Raw genomic sequence first — 16,346 nt, forward strand, 5'->3', positions numbered from 1 at the left:
CCTTACCTCAAACACAGGGGAAAAAGCGTGCTCGATAAGTTGCTCCGTCTCGGTGAAGGCCGCATGGTCAAGCGCCTCAAGAAGGTCGCCGACTATGTCAATACCTTGTCCGACGACGTCGAGAAGCTGTCTGACGCCGAGCTGCGCGCCAAGACCGACGAGTTCCGCAAGCGGGTCGCCGACGGCGAAGACCTCGACGATCTGCTGCCCGAGGCGTTCTCGGTGGCCCGCGAGGCCGCTTGGCGGGTACTGAGCCAGCGGCACTTCGACGTCCAGGTGATGGGCGGCGCCGCCCTGCACTTCGGCAACGTCGCGGAGATGAAGACCGGTGAGGGCAAGACCCTGACCTGTGTGCTGCCCGCGTATCTCAACGCGCTGTCCGGCAAGGGCGTCCACGTCGTGACGGTCAACGACTACCTGGCCAAACGCGACAGCGAATGGATGGGCCGCGTCCACCGCTTCCTCGGCCTCGAGGTCGGCGTGATCCTGTCGGGTCTGACCCCCGATCAGCGCCGCGCCGCCTACGCCGCGGACATCACCTACGGCACCAACAACGAGTTCGGTTTCGACTACCTGCGCGACAACATGGCCCACCGGCTCGAGGATCTCGTGCAGCGCGGCCACAACTTCGCCGTTGTCGACGAGGTCGACTCGATCCTCATCGACGAGGCCCGCACCCCGCTGATCATCTCCGGGCCGGCGGACAGCGCGTCGAACTGGTATCCGGAGTTCGCGCGGCTGGCGCCGCTGATGGAGAAGGACGTCCACTACGAGGTCGACCTGCGCAAGCGCACCGTCGGTGTGCACGAGCTGGGCGTCGAGTTCGTCGAGGATCAGCTCGGTATCGACAACCTGTACGAGGCCGCGAACTCGCCGCTGGTCAGCTACCTGAACAACGCGCTGAAGGCCAAGGAGCTGTTCCAGCGCGACAAGGACTACATCGTCCGCAACGGCGACGTGCTCATCGTCGACGAGTTCACCGGCCGCGTGCTGATGGGCCGACGCTACAACGAGGGCATGCACCAGGCCATCGAGGCCAAGGAGCACGTCGAGATCAAGGCCGAGAACCAGACGCTGGCCACGATCACGCTGCAGAACTACTTCCGCCTCTACAACAAGCTCGCCGGCATGACCGGCACCGCTCAGACCGAGGCGTCGGAGCTCTACGAGATCTACAAGCTGGGCGTGGTGCCCATCCCGACCAACCGACCGATGGTGCGCGCCGACCAGACCGACCTCATCTACAAGACCGAAGAGGCCAAGTACATCGCGGTGGTCGACGACGTCGTCGAGCGCTACGAGAAGGGTCAGCCGGTCCTGATCGGCACTACCAGCGTCGAGCGTTCGGAATACCTGTCCAAGCAGTTCACCAAGCGCAAGGTGCCGCACAACGTCCTCAACGCGAAGTTCCACGAGCAGGAGGCGAACATCATCGCCGAGGCCGGCCGCCTCGGCGCGATCACCGTGGCCACCAACATGGCCGGCCGCGGCACCGACATCGTGCTCGGCGGCAACGTCGACTTCCTGGCCGACAAGCGCCTGCGCGAGCAGGGCCTCGATCCCGTCGAGACTCCCGACGAGTACGAAGCCGCCTGGGACAAGACCGTCAACCAGATCAAGGACGAGGTCGCCGCGGAGGCCGAAGAGGTCCGCGAAGCGGGTGGGCTCTATGTGCTGGGCACCGAGCGGCACGAGTCGCGCCGTATCGACAATCAGCTGCGTGGTCGCTCCGGCCGCCAGGGCGATCCCGGTGAGTCGCGGTTCTACCTGTCGCTGGGCGATGAACTCATGCGGCGCTTCAACGGCGCCACCCTCGAGGCGCTGCTGACCCGGCTGAACCTGCCCGACGATGTGCCGATCGAGGCCAAGATGGTCACCCGCGCCATCAAGAGTGCGCAGACCCAGGTCGAGCAGCAGAACTTTGAGGTCCGCAAGAACGTCCTCAAGTACGACGAGGTGATGAACCAGCAGCGCAAGGTCATCTACAAGGAACGCCGCCTCATTCTCGAAGGCGAGAACCTGCAGGACCAGGCGCACCAGATGCTCGTCGACGTCGTCACCGCCTACGTCGACGGCGCCACCGCCGAGGGGTACTCCGAGGACTGGGACCTGGAGAAGCTGTGGGAGGCGCTGCGGCAGCTGTATCCGGTGGGCGTCGACCACCACGACCTCATCGACTCCGACGCGATCGGCGAGGCCGGCGAGCTCACCCGCGAGGAACTGCTCGACGTGCTGATCAAGGACGCCGAGAGCGCGTACGCCGAGCGTGAGCGTCAGCTCGAGGAGATCGCCGGCGAGGGCGCGATGCGCCAGCTCGAGCGCAACGTGCTGCTCAACGTCATCGACCGCAAGTGGCGTGAACACCTCTACGAGATGGATTACCTCAAGGAGGGCATCGGCCTGCGCGCGATGGCTCAGCGCGATCCGCTCGTCGAGTACCAGCGTGAGGGCTACGACATGTTCGTGGCCATGCTCGAGGGCCTCAAGGAGGAGTCGGTCGGCTTCCTATTCAACGTCGCGGTGGAGGCCAACCCGTCGCCTACGGTCGCGCCGGTCGCGCCGCCGCAGGGCTTGGCCGACCTGGCCGGCGGTAAGGGCAATGCCCAGGCCGAGGCACGTCAGGGCGGCGGCGTGGCGACCAAGGAGCGCGAGACGCCGGCGCCGCAGGTGCGGGCCAAGGGCATCGAGAACGAGGCGCCGCCGCTGACCTACGTCGGTCCCGGCGAGGACGGGTCTGCGGAGGTTCAGCGCAGCAACGGCGGCGCCCCCGCCGCCGCGGGCGGCACCCGCCGCGAGCGCCGCGAGGCCGCGCGCCGGGAGGCCAAGACCAACTCGCCGAAGACGCGCCGCCGCGGCTGACGCTCAGCCGATCTGTAAAGCGGTCACCTGCCAGCGGCCGTCGCCGAGCGGTTCGACCCGCGCGGCGATGGCGCGTACGCGGGTGCCGCGGGTGTAGGTCGCGGACACCTCGACGGCCGAGTGTCCGTTGCTGCTGTGTAACCGCATCCGGCGCAGCGCCGCACCGGTCTGCTGCGCGCTGCGGGGCTGTCGGCTCAACGCCGCGACCGCGTCGAGTTGCGCCGGGGCGAGCAGCGTCTTGAGGTGCGACACCGGCCGTCTGCGGTCGAGTACCTCCAGGACGCGGCGCAACGCCAGGTCGGTGAACACCGCCGCGGCCCGCGGGGGGCCGGTACCGGACCCCGTATCCGACTCCGTGCCCGATTGTGCTGTGCGCGTTGACCGCAACGGTCGCGGAGTGTGCCTGCGCAACGCCGCGGGGGACGGTGCCGGACACGGTGCGGACGCCGAACCCACCGGTGCGGGTTCGTAGTCGACGACCGGCGACGTGAACGATCGGCGGGCGGCGGGCGGACGGGATGTGGTCACGGCGACTCTCCGAAGACACTGCGGGACAGGGGCGCCGTCGCGGGGAGAGGAACGGGCCGTTTCATCGTCGCACGGTTCGGCGGGGGTGCTGTGCACCCGTGATGCGCGTGCACAGCCTGTCCGGTTACCGTGGCCAGGACCGCTGATGGGCCGCCGACGGGTCGCCGATGGGCCGATGAGGTGACGGACGTATGGGGGAGGGCACTGCCGCATGGTGACGAGGCTGTCGGCGTCCGACGCGGCGTTCTACCACCTGGAGAACTCCGCGACGCCGATGTACGTCGGCAGCCTGTCGATACTGCGCAGACCCCGTAACGGCCTGAGTTACGAGACGCTGCTGGCCACCGTGGAACAGCGGCTGCCGCAGATCCCGCGGTACCGGCAGAAGGTCCGCGAGGTGACCATGAATCTGGCCCGGCCGGTGTGGGTCGACGACCGCGACTTCGACATCACCTACCACATCCGCCGTTCGGCGCTGCCGTCTCCGGGCAGCGACGCCCAGTTGCACGAACTGGTGGCCCGCCTGGCCGCGCGACCGCTGGACAAGTCGCGCCCGCTCTGGGAGATGTACCTGGTCGAGGGTTTGGCGAAGAACCGGGTCGCGATCTACACCAAATCCCATCAGGCGCTCGTCAACGGGATGACCGCGCTCGAGATCGGCCACGTCATCGCCGACCGCACCCAGAAGCCGCCGACGTTCGGCGAGGACATCTGGGTGCCCGCGCGGGAGCCGAGTGACCGTGCGCTGCTGATCGGCGCGGTCGGGGAGTGGCTGATGCGCCCGGCCGACCAATTGGCGTCGCTGCGGACGACCGTGGCCGAGGTGACGACCAACGCCGAGGAACTCCTCGCGGTAGGGCGGCGCTTCGCGGACGTCGCACGGCTGGTGGCGCGGGGCACGGCGCCGTCGAGCCCGCTGAACGCCACGGTGTCGCGCAACCGGCGGTACACGGTGGCCAACCACAGCCTCGACGACTACCGGGCCGTGCGGGCCCGCTACGACTGCGACATCAACGACGTGGTGCTCGCGGTCGTTGCCGGCGCGCTGCGGAACTGGTTGCTGTCGCGCGGGGAACCCGTCACGCCGACGACCACCGTGCGCGCCATGGCGCCGATGTCGGTGTATCCCGACGCCGAACTCGACGCGACCGGTCCCGGGCAGGCCATCAGCGAGGTGGCGCCGTTCCTGGTGGATCTGCCCGTCGGCGAGGGCAATGCCGTCATCCGGTTGTCGCAGATCGCCCACACCACCGAATCGCACCCGACCGCCGCGAGCCTGGTCGACGCCAGGACCATCGTCACGCTGTCCGGTTTCGCGCCACCGACGTTGCACGCCATGGGAACTCGCGTGGCCACCAGCTTCTCGGCCCGGCTGTTCAACCTGCTGATCACCAACGTCCCCGGCGCGCAGAAACAGATGTACGTGGCCGGGACCAAACTTCTCGACACCTACGCCGTCCCGCCTCTGCTGCACAACCAGGTGCTGGCGATCGGGGTGACGTCCTACAACGGTCAGCTGTACTTCGGCATCAACGCCGACCGGGACGCGATGAGCGACGTCGATGTGCTCCCGGCTCTGCTGCAGGAGTCCCTCGACGAACTGCTCGAAGCCGCCCGCTGACGGTCCCCGAAAGGGCCGGGGAGTTGACGGGGCTGCCCGTCAGGGGTCTCATGGTCAGACCATGACCACCTCCACTGAGAAGCCCAGAGGCGAGAAAGCCCGCAAAGCGCTGCGCTCACCGACCGGCGGCGCCATCCCGCATCCCGTCCTCGACATCGAGGTGGACGAGGACGCCCAGAAACGCCGTCGCGGCGTCGACTGGATCGTCTTCGGTGTCACCGCCGCCCTGGCGGTGGCGTTCCTGACCTGGGGCGCAGTGAGCACCGAGTCGCTGGCGTCGGCGTCCGCCGCGGCGCTCGGCTGGGTGATGGACAACACCGGCTGGTTGTTCGTGATGACCGCGTCGGGATTCGTCGTGTTCGTCGTGTGGCTGGCCGTCAGCCGGTTCGGCAACATCCCGCTGGGCCGCGACGACGAGGAGCCCGAGTTCCGGACCGTGTCGTGGATCGCGATGATGTTCAGCGCCGGTATGGGCATCGGCCTGATGTTCTACGGCGTGGCCGAACCGCTGACGCACTTCGTCACCCCGCCGCCGGGCACGGGTGAGGCCGGTAACGAGCACGCCGCCCAGACCGCGATGGCGACCACGCTGTTCCACTGGACCCTGCACCCGTGGGCCATCTACGCGGTGGTCGGCCTGGCGATCGCCTACGGGGTGTACCGCAAGGGCCGGCTGCAGCTGGTGAGCGCCGCCTTCGAGCCGTTGCTGGGCAAGCGTGTCCACGGTGGCTGGGGCAAGGTGATCGACATGCTGGCGATCTTCGCCACGCTGTTCGGTTCCGCCGCGTCGCTGGGACTGGGCGCGCTGCAGATCAGCAGCGGCCTGCAGATCGTGGCGGGGATCGGTGAGACCGGCAACGCGGTGCTGATCGGCATCATCGCGGTGCTGACCGCCGCCTTCGTGCTGTCGGCGGTGTCGGGCGTGGCCAAGGGCATCCAGTGGCTGTCGAACATCAACATGGTGCTGGCCGTGGTGCTGGCGTTGTTCGTGTTCGTCGTCGGCCCGACGGTGTTCATCCTCAACCTGATTCCGACCTCGTTGGGCAGCTACTTCCAGGATCTGGCGCTGATGTCCGCGCGTACCGGCGCCGAGGGCGGCGACGTCAACTCCTGGCTGCAGAGCTGGACCGTCTTCTACTGGGCGTGGTGGCTGTCCTGGACGCCGTTCGTGGGCATGTTCATCGCCCGCATCTCACGCGGCCGCACCATCCGGCAGTTCGTCGCCGGCGTGCTGCTGGTGCCCAGCGTGGTGTCGCTGATCTGGTTCTGTGTCTTCGGCGGCGCCGCGATCCGCGAACAGCAGTCCGGCGTCGACGTGGTGGGCGACGGCAGCAGCGAGGGTCAGTTGTTCGGGCTGCTCGAGCAGTATCCGCTGGCAACGATCGCCAGCGTGCTGGTGATGGTGCTGGTGGCGATCTTCTTCGTCTCGGGTGCGGACGCCGCCTCGATCGTGATGGGCTCGCTGTCGGAGCACGGCACGATCGAACCGTCACGGCGGACCGTCGTGTTCTGGGGTGTGGCCACCGGTGCGGTCGCGGCGGTGATGCTGCTGGTCGGCGGCTCGGACGCACTCAACGGGCTGCAGACCATCACGATCCTCGCGGCGGTGCCGTTCGTGCTGGTGATGGTCGGGCTGTGCGTCAGCCTGGTCAAGGATCTGCGGCTGGATCCGTTGATGGTGCGCAAGCGATATGCCTCGGAGGCGGTCGACAACGCGGTCGTCCACGGCGTGATGGAGCACGGCGACGACTTCGTGATCTCGGTGGAGAAGGATCCGAACGCCGACTGATCGGCAGGTTGGTCCCTACCGTCGCTAGTCTCGCCTGGTGCGCGTCTACATCCCGGTGACCCTGGCCATGCTGTCGCAGCTCGTCGCCGACGGGTCGATCCACGCGCTGTCCGGCACCGCGTTCGCGGTCACGCCGACGCTGCGGGAGTCCTACGCCGAGGGCGATGAGGACGAACTCGCCGAGATCGCGATGCGTGACGCGGCGCTGGCATCGCTGCGGTTGCTGTCCGGTGCGCAGGACGCGGGGGGCCATCCGCCGCGCCGGGCCGTGCTGGTGGCCGACGCCGAGGCCACGGTCCGGCCCGACCTCGACGATGCGGTGGTCCGGCTCGCCGGACCGGTGGCACTGAGCGATGTGGTGGCCGCCTACGTCGACATCGCCGACGCCGAGGCGGCCGTCCGGCGGGCGATCGAGGCGGTCGATCTGGCGGATCTCGGAGACGAGGACGCCGAGCTCACGGTCGGCGACGCCCAGGACCACGATCTGGCGTGGTACGCGCCGCAAGAGCTGCCGTTCCTGCTCGAATTGCTCTGATCCGGGGTGGTGACGGCCCTGTAACCTACGGTACCGTAGGTTGCATGGCCAAGAACTCGATCAAGGTCTCGGCCAACGTCGCCGAGACCGTGCGCCCCAAGATCACCAGCAGGCATCCTGCGCTGGCCGCCCTCCGCTCGCTTGCCGTGCGCGTGACGACTCCGCTGCTGCCCGACGACTATCTGCAGCTGGCCAATCCGCTGTGGTCGGCGCGCGAGCTGCGCGGTCGTGTGCTGGAGGTCCGCCGCGAAACCGAGGATTCAGCGACCCTGGTCATCAAACCCGGATGGGGTTTCTCGTTCGACTACCAGCCTGGTCAGTACATCGGCATCGGCCTGCTCATCGACGGCCGGTGGCGCTGGCGGTCCTATTCGCTGACGTCGAGTCCCGTCACCGGCGAGCGCACCATCACGATCACCGTCAAGGCGATGCCCGAGGGCTTCCTGTCGACCCACCTCGTCGGCGGAGTGCAACCCGGCACGATCGTGCGGCTCGCCGCACCCCAGGGCAACTTCGTGATGCCGGATCCGGCGCCGGCCAAGATGTTGTTCCTCACCGGAGGTTCCGGAATCACCCCCGTGATGTCGATGCTGCGGACCCTGGCCCGCCGTGACCAGATCACCGACATCGTCCACGTCCACTCCGCGCCGACCGAGGCCGACGTGCTGTTCCGAACCGAACTGGCCCGGCTGCACGACGACCACCCGGGCTACCGCCTGACACTGCGCGCCACCCGCTCCGAGGGCAGGCTCGACATGGCCGCACTCGACGCCGAGGTGCCCGACTGGCGCGATCGGCAGGTGTGGGCCTGTGGACCGGAGGGAATGCTCTCCGAAGCGGAGAAGAAGTGGACCGCCGCCGGCATCGCCGAACACCTGCATCTGGAGCGCTTCGCCGCGGTCCGCACCGCGGTGCACGGCGCAGGCGGCACGGTGCAGTTCGCCCGCAGTGGCAAAACCGTCGAGGTCGATGCGGCGACGTCGCTGATGGACGCCGGCGAACAGGCCGGCGTACGGATGCCGTTCGGCTGCCGGATGGGCATCTGCCAATCCTGTGTGGTCAGCCTCGTCGACGGCCACGTCCGGGATCTGCGCACCGGTGTCGAGCACGAACCCGGCAACCGGATTCAGACCTGCGTCTCCGCCGCGTCAGGCGACTGCACGCTCGATGTCTGAGGTTTACTGGCTGGTAACCTACGGGTACGTAGGTTACGGTAGCGTAGGAAGTGAAGGGAGGCGGAAACCATGGCAGTCACAGACGTACCGGCATTCACGCATTTGACGGAAGCCGACATCGAGGCGTTGGGCGCCGAGCTCGACGCGATCCGCCAGGACATCGAGGACTCCCGCGGCGAGCGCGATGCGCGCTACATCCGCCGTGCCATCGCCGCACAGCGGGCGATGGAGCTGGCAGGCCGCGTGATGCTGGCCGCGAGCTCGCGCCGCTCCGCGTGGTGGGCAGGTACCGCGACCCTGGGCGTGGCCAAGATCATCGAGAACATGGAGATCGGCCACAACGTCATGCACGGCCAGTGGGACTGGATGAACGATCCGGAGATCCACTCGTCGACCTGGGAGTGGGACAACGCGGGCGCCTCCAAGCACTGGCGCTTCACCCACAACTTCATGCACCACAAGTACACGAACATCCTCGGTATGGACGACGACGTGGGCTATGGGCTCATCCGCGTCACCCGGGACGCCAAATGGAAGCCGTTCAACCTCGGCAACCTGTTGTACAACACGATCCTCATGCTCGGCTTCGAGTGGGGAATCGGCCTGCAGCACGTCGAGCTCGGGAAGATCTTCAAGGGCCGCGACAACCGCGACGACTCCAAGGTGCGGGCGCAGGAGTTCGCCAAGAAGGCGGGCGCTCAGCTGGCCAAGGACTACGTCGCGTGGCCGGCGCTGACGGCGCTCTCGCCCGGTGCGACCTACCGGTCGACGCTGACCGCCAACGCGATGGCCAACGTCATCCGCAACGTGTGGTCGAACGCGGTGATCTTCTGCGGTCACTTCCCCGACGGCGCCGAGAAGTTCACCAAGACCGACATGGTCGGCGAGTCCAAGGGGCAGTGGTACCTGCGCCAGATGCTGGGCAGCGCGAACTTCGAGGGCGGCTGGGTGCTGCGGTTCATGAGCGGCAACCTGTGCCACCAGATCGAGCACCACCTGTTCCCCGATCTGCCGAGTAACCGGTACCACGAGATCGCGGTCCGGGTCAGGGAGATCTGCGACAAGTACGACCTGCCCTACACCACGGGCTCGTTCTTGCTGCAGTACGGCAAGGCGTGGCGCACCATCGCCAAGCTGTCGCTGCCGGACAAGTACCTGCGCGACACCGCCGACAACGCTCCCGAGACCCGCAGTGAGCGGATGTACGCCACGCTGGAATCCGGTTTCGGCGTGCAGGATCCGGTCACCGGCCGGCGACGCGGGTTGCGCACGGCGATCGCCGAGGCGCGGGCGCGTCGGCGCGAGAAGCGGGCGATCAAGGCGGTCGAGTCGAACCTGATCGACACCGCCGCCTGATCGACACCGACTGCCTGACAGCACAGACGAACGAAGCGGGCCTGCGGTTTTCACCGCAGGCCCGTTTCGCGTCTCGGGGGAAGAGTCAGTCGGGGATGTCAGTCGGGGATGTAGTCGAACGTGTCCGGATTCGGACCGGTCCGGCCGTCCTCACCCTTGTCGAGCGCGGTCAGTGCGTCGATGTCCGCGTCGCCGAGCTCGAAGTCGAACAGGGCGAGGTTCTCCTCAATTCGCTTGGGCGTCACCGACTTCGGGAAGACGATGTCGCCGCGCTGGATGTGCCAGCGCAGCACGACCTGGGCCGGGGTCTTGCCCGTGGCCTCGGCGATGCGGGTGACCTCCGGATCGTCGAGGACCTTGCCCTGCGCGATCGGTGACCACGCCTCGGTGGCGATGCCGTGCTCCCGGCCGTAGGCGCGGACAGCCTCGTTGACGAAGTACGGATGCACCTCGATCTGGTTGACCGCGGGCACCGTCTCGGTCTCCCGGGCCAGCCGCTCCAGGTGATCGACCTGAAAGTTCGAGACGCCGATACTGCGCGCGCGGCCGTCCTTCTTGAACTCCTCGAGGGTCTGCCACGTCGAGACGAAATCGCCGTCGTACAGCGTCGGCAACGGCCAGTGGATGAGGAACAGATCCACGTAGGCGTCATCGCCGTCGAAACCCAGCGCCTGCAACGTCTCGTCGAACGCGCGCCGCGCCTTGTCGGGCTCGTGGAAACCGTTGTTGAGCTTGCTCGTGATGAACACCTCGCCGCGGCTGATGCCGCTGTTGCGGATGCCTTCGCCGACGCCGCGCTCGTTTTGGTACATCTCCGCGGTGTCGATGTGGCGATAACCCAGATCCAGCGCGGTCTTCACCGCGTCGGCGGTCTCGTCGGGGTCGATCTGGTAGACGCCGAAGCCCAGCTGGGGGATCGTTGCGCCGTCGTTCAGGGTGATCGTGGGAATGGTGCTCAAGGTCGAGCCTCCTTCTGGTCGTGGTCCCCACTTGCCGGAGTGCCCGCTGATCCGGACGTGCACACGCCCGCCACCCTGTGCGTTATCTGGGTATCAGGCTTCCTTGAGCGCGGTGAGCAGCCTGCGGGCGGCGGCCACCCGGTCGGCCGCCGCACCGGTCAATGCGTCGAGAGCGCATTCGGGGTCCGCGGGGGGCCCCATGTGTCCGCAGCCGCGGGGGCAGTCGGCGATCGCCTCGGCCAGATCGGAGAACGCGAGCAGCACGTCGTCGGATTCGATGTGGGCCAGACCGAACGACCGGATGCCGGGGGTGTCGATCACCCAGCCGGATCCGGCCAGCGGCAGCGCCACCGACTGCGTCGAGGTGTGTCGGCCCTTGCCGACGCCGCTGACGCTGCCGATGGCCCGGTGCGCCTCGGGCACCAGCCGGTTCACCAGGGTCGACTTACCGACCCCCGAGTGTCCGAGCAGCACGGTCACCTTGCCCTCCAGCAACGGCCGCACCGCGTCGAGCGGGACGTCGCGGCCCGCGGTCGTCACGGTCAGATCGAGACCGGCGAACTGCGCGGCGAACTGTTCGGCCGGTGCCAGGTCGGATTTCGTCAAGCACAGGATCGGGTCGAGCCCGCCGGCGTACGCGGCGATCAGCGCCCGTTCGACGAATCCGGTGCGCGGCGGTGGATCGGCCAGGGCCACCACCGCGAGCAACTGGTCGGCGTTGGCGACCACCACCCTTTCGGTGGGGTCGGTGTCATCGGCGGTGCGGCGCAACACCGTTCGGCGCTCCCGCCGCCGCACGATCCGCGCCAGCGTGTCGGGGCGGCCGGTCAGGTCGCCGACCACGTCCACGTCGTCGCCGACGACGATGGGGGTGCGGCCCAGTTCGCGGGCGCGCATGGCGACCACCACGTTGTCCGGATCCCCGTCCAGTGCGCAACCCCACCGGCCGCGGTCCACCGTTACGACCATCGCGCTGCGTGCATCGGCGTGTTCGGGCCGGGTCTTGGTCCGCGGTCGAGAGCCCCGACCCGGCCGTATCCGGACGTCGGACTCGTCGTACTCGCGACGGCTCAAGCGCCGTCCCCGGCGACGGGGATCGTCTGTCCGGCCAGCATGTCGGCCCACATGGCGGCAAACTCGGGCAGCGTCTTGGCGGTGGTGCCGATGTCCTCGACCTCCACCCCGGGCACCCGCAGCCCGACGATCGCGCCCGCCATGGCCATCCGATGGTCGGCATAGGAATGCCAGGTGCCGCCCGTCAGTGGCGTCGCCTTGATGAGCAGACCGTCGTCGGTCTCCTCGCAGTCACCGCCGAGCCCGGTGATCTCGGCACGGAGCGCGGCCAGCCGGTCGGTCTCGTGACCGCGCAGGTGGGCGATGCCCGACAGCCGCGACACGGAGCCGGGCGTCGCCAGTGCTGCGAGGGCGGCCACCGCGGGTGTCAGTTCGCCGACATCGTGCAGATCGGCCTCGAACCCGTCGTAGAGCCGGCTGCCCTGCACCTCGAGGTAGGTGTCGGCCTGCCGGACGTCCGAGCCCACCTTCTCGAGGATGGCCAGGATCGCCTCGGCGGGCTGGATGCTGACGGGTGGCCATCCGGTCACCCGCACGGCCCCTCCGGTGACCACCGCGGCGGCCAGGAACGGCACCGAGTTCGACAGGTCGGGTTCGATCTCCCAGTCCCGGGCCGCGACGGGGCCGGGATGCACGGTCCACCGGTTGGCTTCCCGGTCGTCGACCTCCACGCCGGCTTCCCGCAGCATCGCCACCGTCATCGCGATGTGCGGTGCCGACGGCACGGAGGTGCCGGTGTGCACGATCGTCAGCCCCTCCGTGAACGCGGCACCCGACAGCATCAACCCGGACACGAACTGCGAGGACGCCGACGCATCGATTTCCACTGTTCCGCCGGACACCGCACCGGCGCCGCGCACCCGGAACGGGAGACCGTCCCCGTCGACGTCGACCCCGAGCCCACGCAGACCCGCCAGCAGCGGTGTGATGGGCCGCACGCGGGCCTGCTCGTCGCCGTCGAACTCGACGGTCTCGGTGCTCAGCGCCGCCACGGGCGGCAGGAACCGCAGCACGGTGCCGGCCAGCCCGCAGTCAATGCGCACGTCCGGTGGCGGGGCCAGCCGCCCGCCGACCCGGAGCCGGCTGTCGACGGCGTCGGCGCACTCGATCTCGACCCCGAGGGCCCGCAGCGCTCCGATCATCAGGTCGGTGTCGCGGCTGCGCAGCGCGCCGGTGATCGTGGACGGGCCCTGGGCGGTGGCCAGCGCAGCCAGCACGAGGGCCCGATTGGTCTGGGACTTCGAACCCGGAACGGTGACGGTCGCATGCACCGGGGTCGGCGTCGAGGGGGCCGGCCAATTGGTCACGGACCCATCCTGCCTCACAGCGGTGAACGCCTCGCCCGTGCCACTATCGAAGGTATGTGCGGACGTTTCGCGGTCACCACCGATCCGGCCCTGCTGGCCGAGAAGATCCAGGCCATCGACGAGACCACGGCCACCACGGCGTCGAAGGACAGCGGTCCCAATTTCAACGTGGCGCCCACGACCGTCATCAGCACCGTCGTCAAACGCCACACCGACCCCGACGACGAATCGACGCGCCGTATCCGCTCCATGCGCTGGGGCCTGATACCGCCGTGGGTGAAGTCGGCCGACGACGGCGCCCCGGACAACAAGGGCCCGCTGCTGATCAACGCCCGCGCCGAGAAAGTGAACTCGTCGCCGGCGTTCCGCAGCTCCGCGAAGAGCAAGCGCTGTCTGGTGCCGATGGACGGCTGGTACGAGTGGCGCGGCTCGAAGGGTGCCAAGACCCCGTTCTACATGTACGGCGCCGACGGGGAACCGCTCTTCATGGCCGGCCTGTGGTCGACGTGGCGGCCCGCTGGAAAGTCCGGGGCGGCGCCGTCCGATTCCCCGCCGCTGCTCAGCTGCACCATCATCACCACCGACGCCGCAGGGCCGCTGGCCGACATCCACGACCGCATGCCGCTGTCGATCAGCCGCGACGACTGGGACCGCTGGTTGGACCCCGATGCGCCGATCGACGAGGGATTGCTGCGCGGCCACGGCGACCTGGACCGCATCCGGGTCCGTGAGGTCTCCCGGCTGGTCAACAACGTTCGCAACAACGGACCGGAGCTGATCGAACCGGCCGAACCGCAGCCGGAGCAGGCGACGCTGCTGTGAGCGCGCCACTGCGGTCCGGTGCGCTCATCGACGCCCTCGGCGCGGATCTGCGCTCGGCGGGCTACACCACCGACGGGGTGGTCGAACTGCTGGGCGCCGACGCCGGTGCCGCCTTCAGCCGCGGGCTGTGGTGGGCCGCGCTGCGCGCCACCGACCGCGCCGATCCGGGCAGACAGCGCCTCGCGGTGCTGGTGCGGCTGTTCCTGCTCGGCGCCGACGAACTCCGTGAGCGGGTCGAGACGGCGGTGCCGACCGCCGGCGTCGATGGGCTGCAGGCCGAAGGGGTGCTGGAGACCACCCCGCAGGGCACGGTCAGGGCCGCCCTCGACATCCGCCCGCACAGTGACGGGGCGCGCGACTTCCTCGTGGTGTCCGACCAGGACGCGGCGCTGCGCGCAGGCCCGGTGCGCCACGACCACGTGCTGGGAATCGGCGGAGCGTCGGCGTCGCTGGCACACGCGGTGATCCGCACGCCCGTCGGCCGTGCGCTGGATCTCGGTACCGGCTGCGGCATCCAGTCGCTGCACCTCGACGCGCACTGCGAGCAGATCGTCGCCACCGATCTGAACGAACGGGCGCTCGCGCTCGCCGCGGCCACCGCACGCCTGAACGGGATGACGTGGGATCTGCGCGCCGGCAGTCTCTTCGAGCCGGTGGCGGGGGAGCGGTTCGATCTGATCGTGTCCAATCCGCCGTTCGTGGTGGGCACCGGCGCCCGCGACTACCTGTATCGGGATTCCGGGATGGCCGGCGACTCGGTGTGCCGGCAGCTGATCGAGCAGGCCGGCGACCACCTCGAACCGGGCGGAACCGCGCAGATCATGGCCAATTGGATCGTCCGTGAGGGCACCGATTGGCGAGAGCGCGTGCGGAATTGGCTGGCCGATACCGGTCTGCACGCGTGGGTGGTGCAGCGGGAGTTCGCCGACCCGGTCAACTACGTGTCGCTGTGGACGTCGGACGCCGGGGAACCGCCGGAGCAGGCGGCGCTACGGGGCGGGCAGTGGCTGGACTGGTTCGATGACCAGAACATCGCCGGCATCGGGATGGGCATGATCACGCTGCGCGCGCCCCGGCCCGGCGAACGCCGGGCACCCGAGCAGATCCTCGAGGAGATCACCGGCGTGGACGAGGGTCTGACCGGACCCGAGGTCGACGCGTTCTTCGCCCGCCGCGAATACCTGCACGACACCTCCGACGACGCCCTGCTGTCCGTGCGATTGAGCACTGCTGCGGTGTTCCTGGAGGAGCAGTCGCTGCCTGGCCCCCAGGGCTGGCAGACGGTGGGTGCGGCGGTGCGCCGGCCCGGCGGCCCGGCCGCGGTGATCGGGGTGGACGAGGTGTCGCGGGCCCTGCTGGCGGGGTGCCGCGGCGAGGTGCCGCTGGGCACCCTGATCGACCTGCTCGCCGCCCACCACGGGGTGGACGCCGGCGCGCTGGCGACCGCGGCGCTGCCGGTGGTGCGCGAGGCGATCGGCCGGGGCATCCTCTATCAGGCCCGGTGACCGTCCGGGTCCCCGGACCGGACGGCGCTGATCACCGCATACGGGGCATCGAACGACACCCCGCCGCGCTGATCGGCGTGGCCGGCCATCGCCTCGGCGAACGCGGCGAGCAGCGCCTGGCGCGCGGTCGGAACGCGGGCGAGCGCTGCCACATGCATCGGCGACTCGTCGGTGATGAACCGCATGGCCGCCTCGTGCGAGTCGAAATGCCAGGCATGGACGCCTGATTCGAACGCGACGTCGTCGAAGTCGGCGTCGAGCCGGGCTGCCGCGAGGTCTGGCCGCCCCCACTGGTCCGGGGTGTACCCGGCGTCGGGCGGGGCGCCGAGCACCGACACGATGGGGTCGAAGAAGGGGTTGGTCTCACCGCGCACCCAGGTCGAGAAGGCCAGCGTGCCGCCGGGCCGGAGCAGGCGGGTCACCTCGGCGATCTGCGCGGTCGGTTCCACGAAGATGATGCCCATATTCGAGACGACGACGTCGAACGACTGCTCGGGCAGTCCGGTGGCGGAGGCGTCGGCCGCCACCCACGTCACCCCCGTGCCGCCGTCTCGGGCAGCGCCGATGGCCATCAGTTCAGGGGTGATGTCGACGCCGGTCACGTGCGCCCCACGCGCCGCTGCGATCAACGCGGCATTGCCTGTCCCGCAGGCCAGGTCGATCAAAGCCGCATCTTTGAGCGGCCGCCGTCGGGCGGCGACGTCGACGACCTCGGCGGCGATGGTCGCAATGCGTTCGGCAACGGCTTCATAGCGGCCCGCGGACCAACTCGTCGATGTCACCTCCTCAGCCTGCCACTATGGCGTCACAGGCGGA

The 16,346-nt window shown here is 68.9% G+C and carries 13 protein-coding genes; 8 read left to right on the forward strand and 5 right to left on the reverse strand.

Features of this window, described 5'->3' with window-relative positions; translation table 11 throughout:
* Positions 1–27 precede the first annotated feature (27 nt).
* Positions 28–2,859 carry a preprotein translocase subunit SecA gene (secA, locus tag A5757_RS04385; protein ID WP_066829009.1) on the forward strand — a complete coding sequence of 944 codons (2,832 nt, stop codon included), beginning with the start codon at positions 28–30 and terminating at the stop codon, positions 2,857–2,859.
* Between the two features lie 3 nt (positions 2,860–2,862).
* Here secA and A5757_RS04390 read toward each other — a convergent pair whose 3' ends face one another.
* Positions 2,863–3,387, reverse strand: a complete 525-nt coding sequence (locus A5757_RS04390) for an Rv3235 family protein (RefSeq protein WP_066829013.1) — start codon at positions 3,385–3,387, stop codon at positions 2,863–2,865.
* 211 nt (positions 3,388–3,598) lie between these two features.
* Between A5757_RS04390 and A5757_RS04395 the strand changes: the two genes are divergently transcribed.
* The 5 genes from A5757_RS04395 to A5757_RS04415 all read left to right on the forward strand — a co-directional run bounded on the left by A5757_RS04395 (position 3,599) and on the right by A5757_RS04415 (position 9,863).
* A complete protein-coding gene (locus A5757_RS04395; RefSeq protein ID WP_066829015.1) occupies positions 3,599–5,008 on the forward strand; it encodes a wax ester/triacylglycerol synthase family O-acyltransferase in 1,410 nt (469 codons plus the stop codon).
* 61 nt (positions 5,009–5,069) lie between these two features.
* Positions 5,070–6,797 carry a BCCT family transporter gene (locus A5757_RS04400; protein WP_066829017.1) on the forward strand — a complete coding sequence of 576 codons (1,728 nt, stop codon included), beginning with the start codon at positions 5,070–5,072 and terminating at the stop codon, positions 6,795–6,797.
* 34 nt (positions 6,798–6,831) lie between these two features.
* Entirely contained in the window at positions 6,832–7,332 is a 501-nt protein-coding gene (locus A5757_RS04405; RefSeq protein WP_281498367.1) for a hypothetical protein, read from the forward strand.
* Positions 7,333–7,376: 44 nt separating this feature from the next.
* Complete coding sequence (locus tag A5757_RS04410) at positions 7,377–8,507, forward strand: ferredoxin reductase (protein ID WP_066829021.1); 1,131 nt, start codon at positions 7,377–7,379, stop codon at positions 8,505–8,507.
* A gap of 69 nt (positions 8,508–8,576) precedes the next feature.
* Positions 8,577–9,863, forward strand: coding sequence for a fatty acid desaturase (locus A5757_RS04415; protein WP_066829023.1), 1,287 nt, complete (start codon positions 8,577–8,579; stop codon positions 9,861–9,863).
* A 98-nt stretch (positions 9,864–9,961) separates the two neighbouring features.
* Here A5757_RS04415 and A5757_RS04420 read toward each other — a convergent pair whose 3' ends face one another.
* The 3 genes from A5757_RS04420 to aroA all read right to left on the reverse strand — a co-directional run bounded on the left by A5757_RS04420 (position 9,962) and on the right by aroA (position 13,203).
* A complete protein-coding gene (locus tag A5757_RS04420; protein ID WP_066829025.1) occupies positions 9,962–10,822 on the reverse strand; it encodes an aldo/keto reductase in 861 nt (286 codons plus the stop codon).
* A 93-nt stretch (positions 10,823–10,915) separates the two neighbouring features.
* Entirely contained in the window at positions 10,916–11,896 is a 981-nt protein-coding gene (gene rsgA, locus A5757_RS04425) for a ribosome small subunit-dependent GTPase A (protein WP_066829028.1), read from the reverse strand.
* The gene (gene aroA, locus A5757_RS04430) at positions 11,893–13,203 is read right to left on the reverse strand and encodes a 3-phosphoshikimate 1-carboxyvinyltransferase (RefSeq protein WP_156618163.1); all 1,311 of its coding nucleotides are present in this window, start codon (positions 13,201–13,203) and stop codon (positions 11,893–11,895) included. The genes rsgA and aroA overlap by 4 nt, the downstream gene beginning before the upstream one ends.
* Before the next feature lie 54 nt (positions 13,204–13,257).
* Between aroA and A5757_RS04435 the strand changes: the two genes are divergently transcribed.
* Together A5757_RS04435 and A5757_RS04440 are read left to right on the forward strand one after the other, a co-directional pair.
* On the forward strand, positions 13,258–14,025 hold the full coding sequence (locus A5757_RS04435) for an SOS response-associated peptidase (RefSeq protein WP_066829032.1): 768 nt from the start codon (positions 13,258–13,260) through the stop codon (positions 14,023–14,025).
* Positions 14,022–15,530: a methyltransferase gene (locus A5757_RS04440; protein WP_066829034.1), complete on the forward strand. Its 1,509-nt coding sequence runs from the start codon at positions 14,022–14,024 to the stop codon at positions 15,528–15,530. The genes A5757_RS04435 and A5757_RS04440 overlap by 4 nt, the downstream gene beginning before the upstream one ends.
* Here the strand turns inward: A5757_RS04440 and A5757_RS04445 are convergent.
* Positions 15,518–16,312 (reverse strand): class I SAM-dependent methyltransferase, encoded by a 795-nt coding sequence (locus tag A5757_RS04445; RefSeq protein ID WP_066829037.1) that lies wholly within the window; start codon positions 16,310–16,312, stop codon positions 15,518–15,520. The genes A5757_RS04440 and A5757_RS04445 overlap by 13 nt on opposite strands.
* Positions 16,313–16,346: the final 34 nt, after the last annotated feature.

Source organism: Mycobacterium sp. 852013-51886_SCH5428379 (assembly GCF_001665575.1).
GTDB lineage: Bacteria > Actinomycetota > Actinomycetes > Mycobacteriales > Mycobacteriaceae > Mycobacterium.

Coding starts and splice junctions, on each gene's coding strand:
- A5757_RS04395 (WP_066829015.1), top strand. CDS start 3,599: ATGGTGACGAGGCTGTCGGCGTCCGACGCGGCGTTCTACCACCTGGAG.
- A5757_RS04400 (WP_066829017.1), top strand. CDS start 5,070: ATGACCACCTCCACTGAGAAGCCCAGAGGCGAGAAAGCCCGCAAAGCG.
- A5757_RS04410 (WP_066829021.1), top strand. CDS start 7,377: ATGGCCAAGAACTCGATCAAGGTCTCGGCCAACGTCGCCGAGACCGTG.
- A5757_RS04415 (WP_066829023.1), top strand. CDS start 8,577: ATGGCAGTCACAGACGTACCGGCATTCACGCATTTGACGGAAGCCGAC.
- A5757_RS04435 (WP_066829032.1), top strand. CDS start 13,258: ATGTGCGGACGTTTCGCGGTCACCACCGATCCGGCCCTGCTGGCCGAG.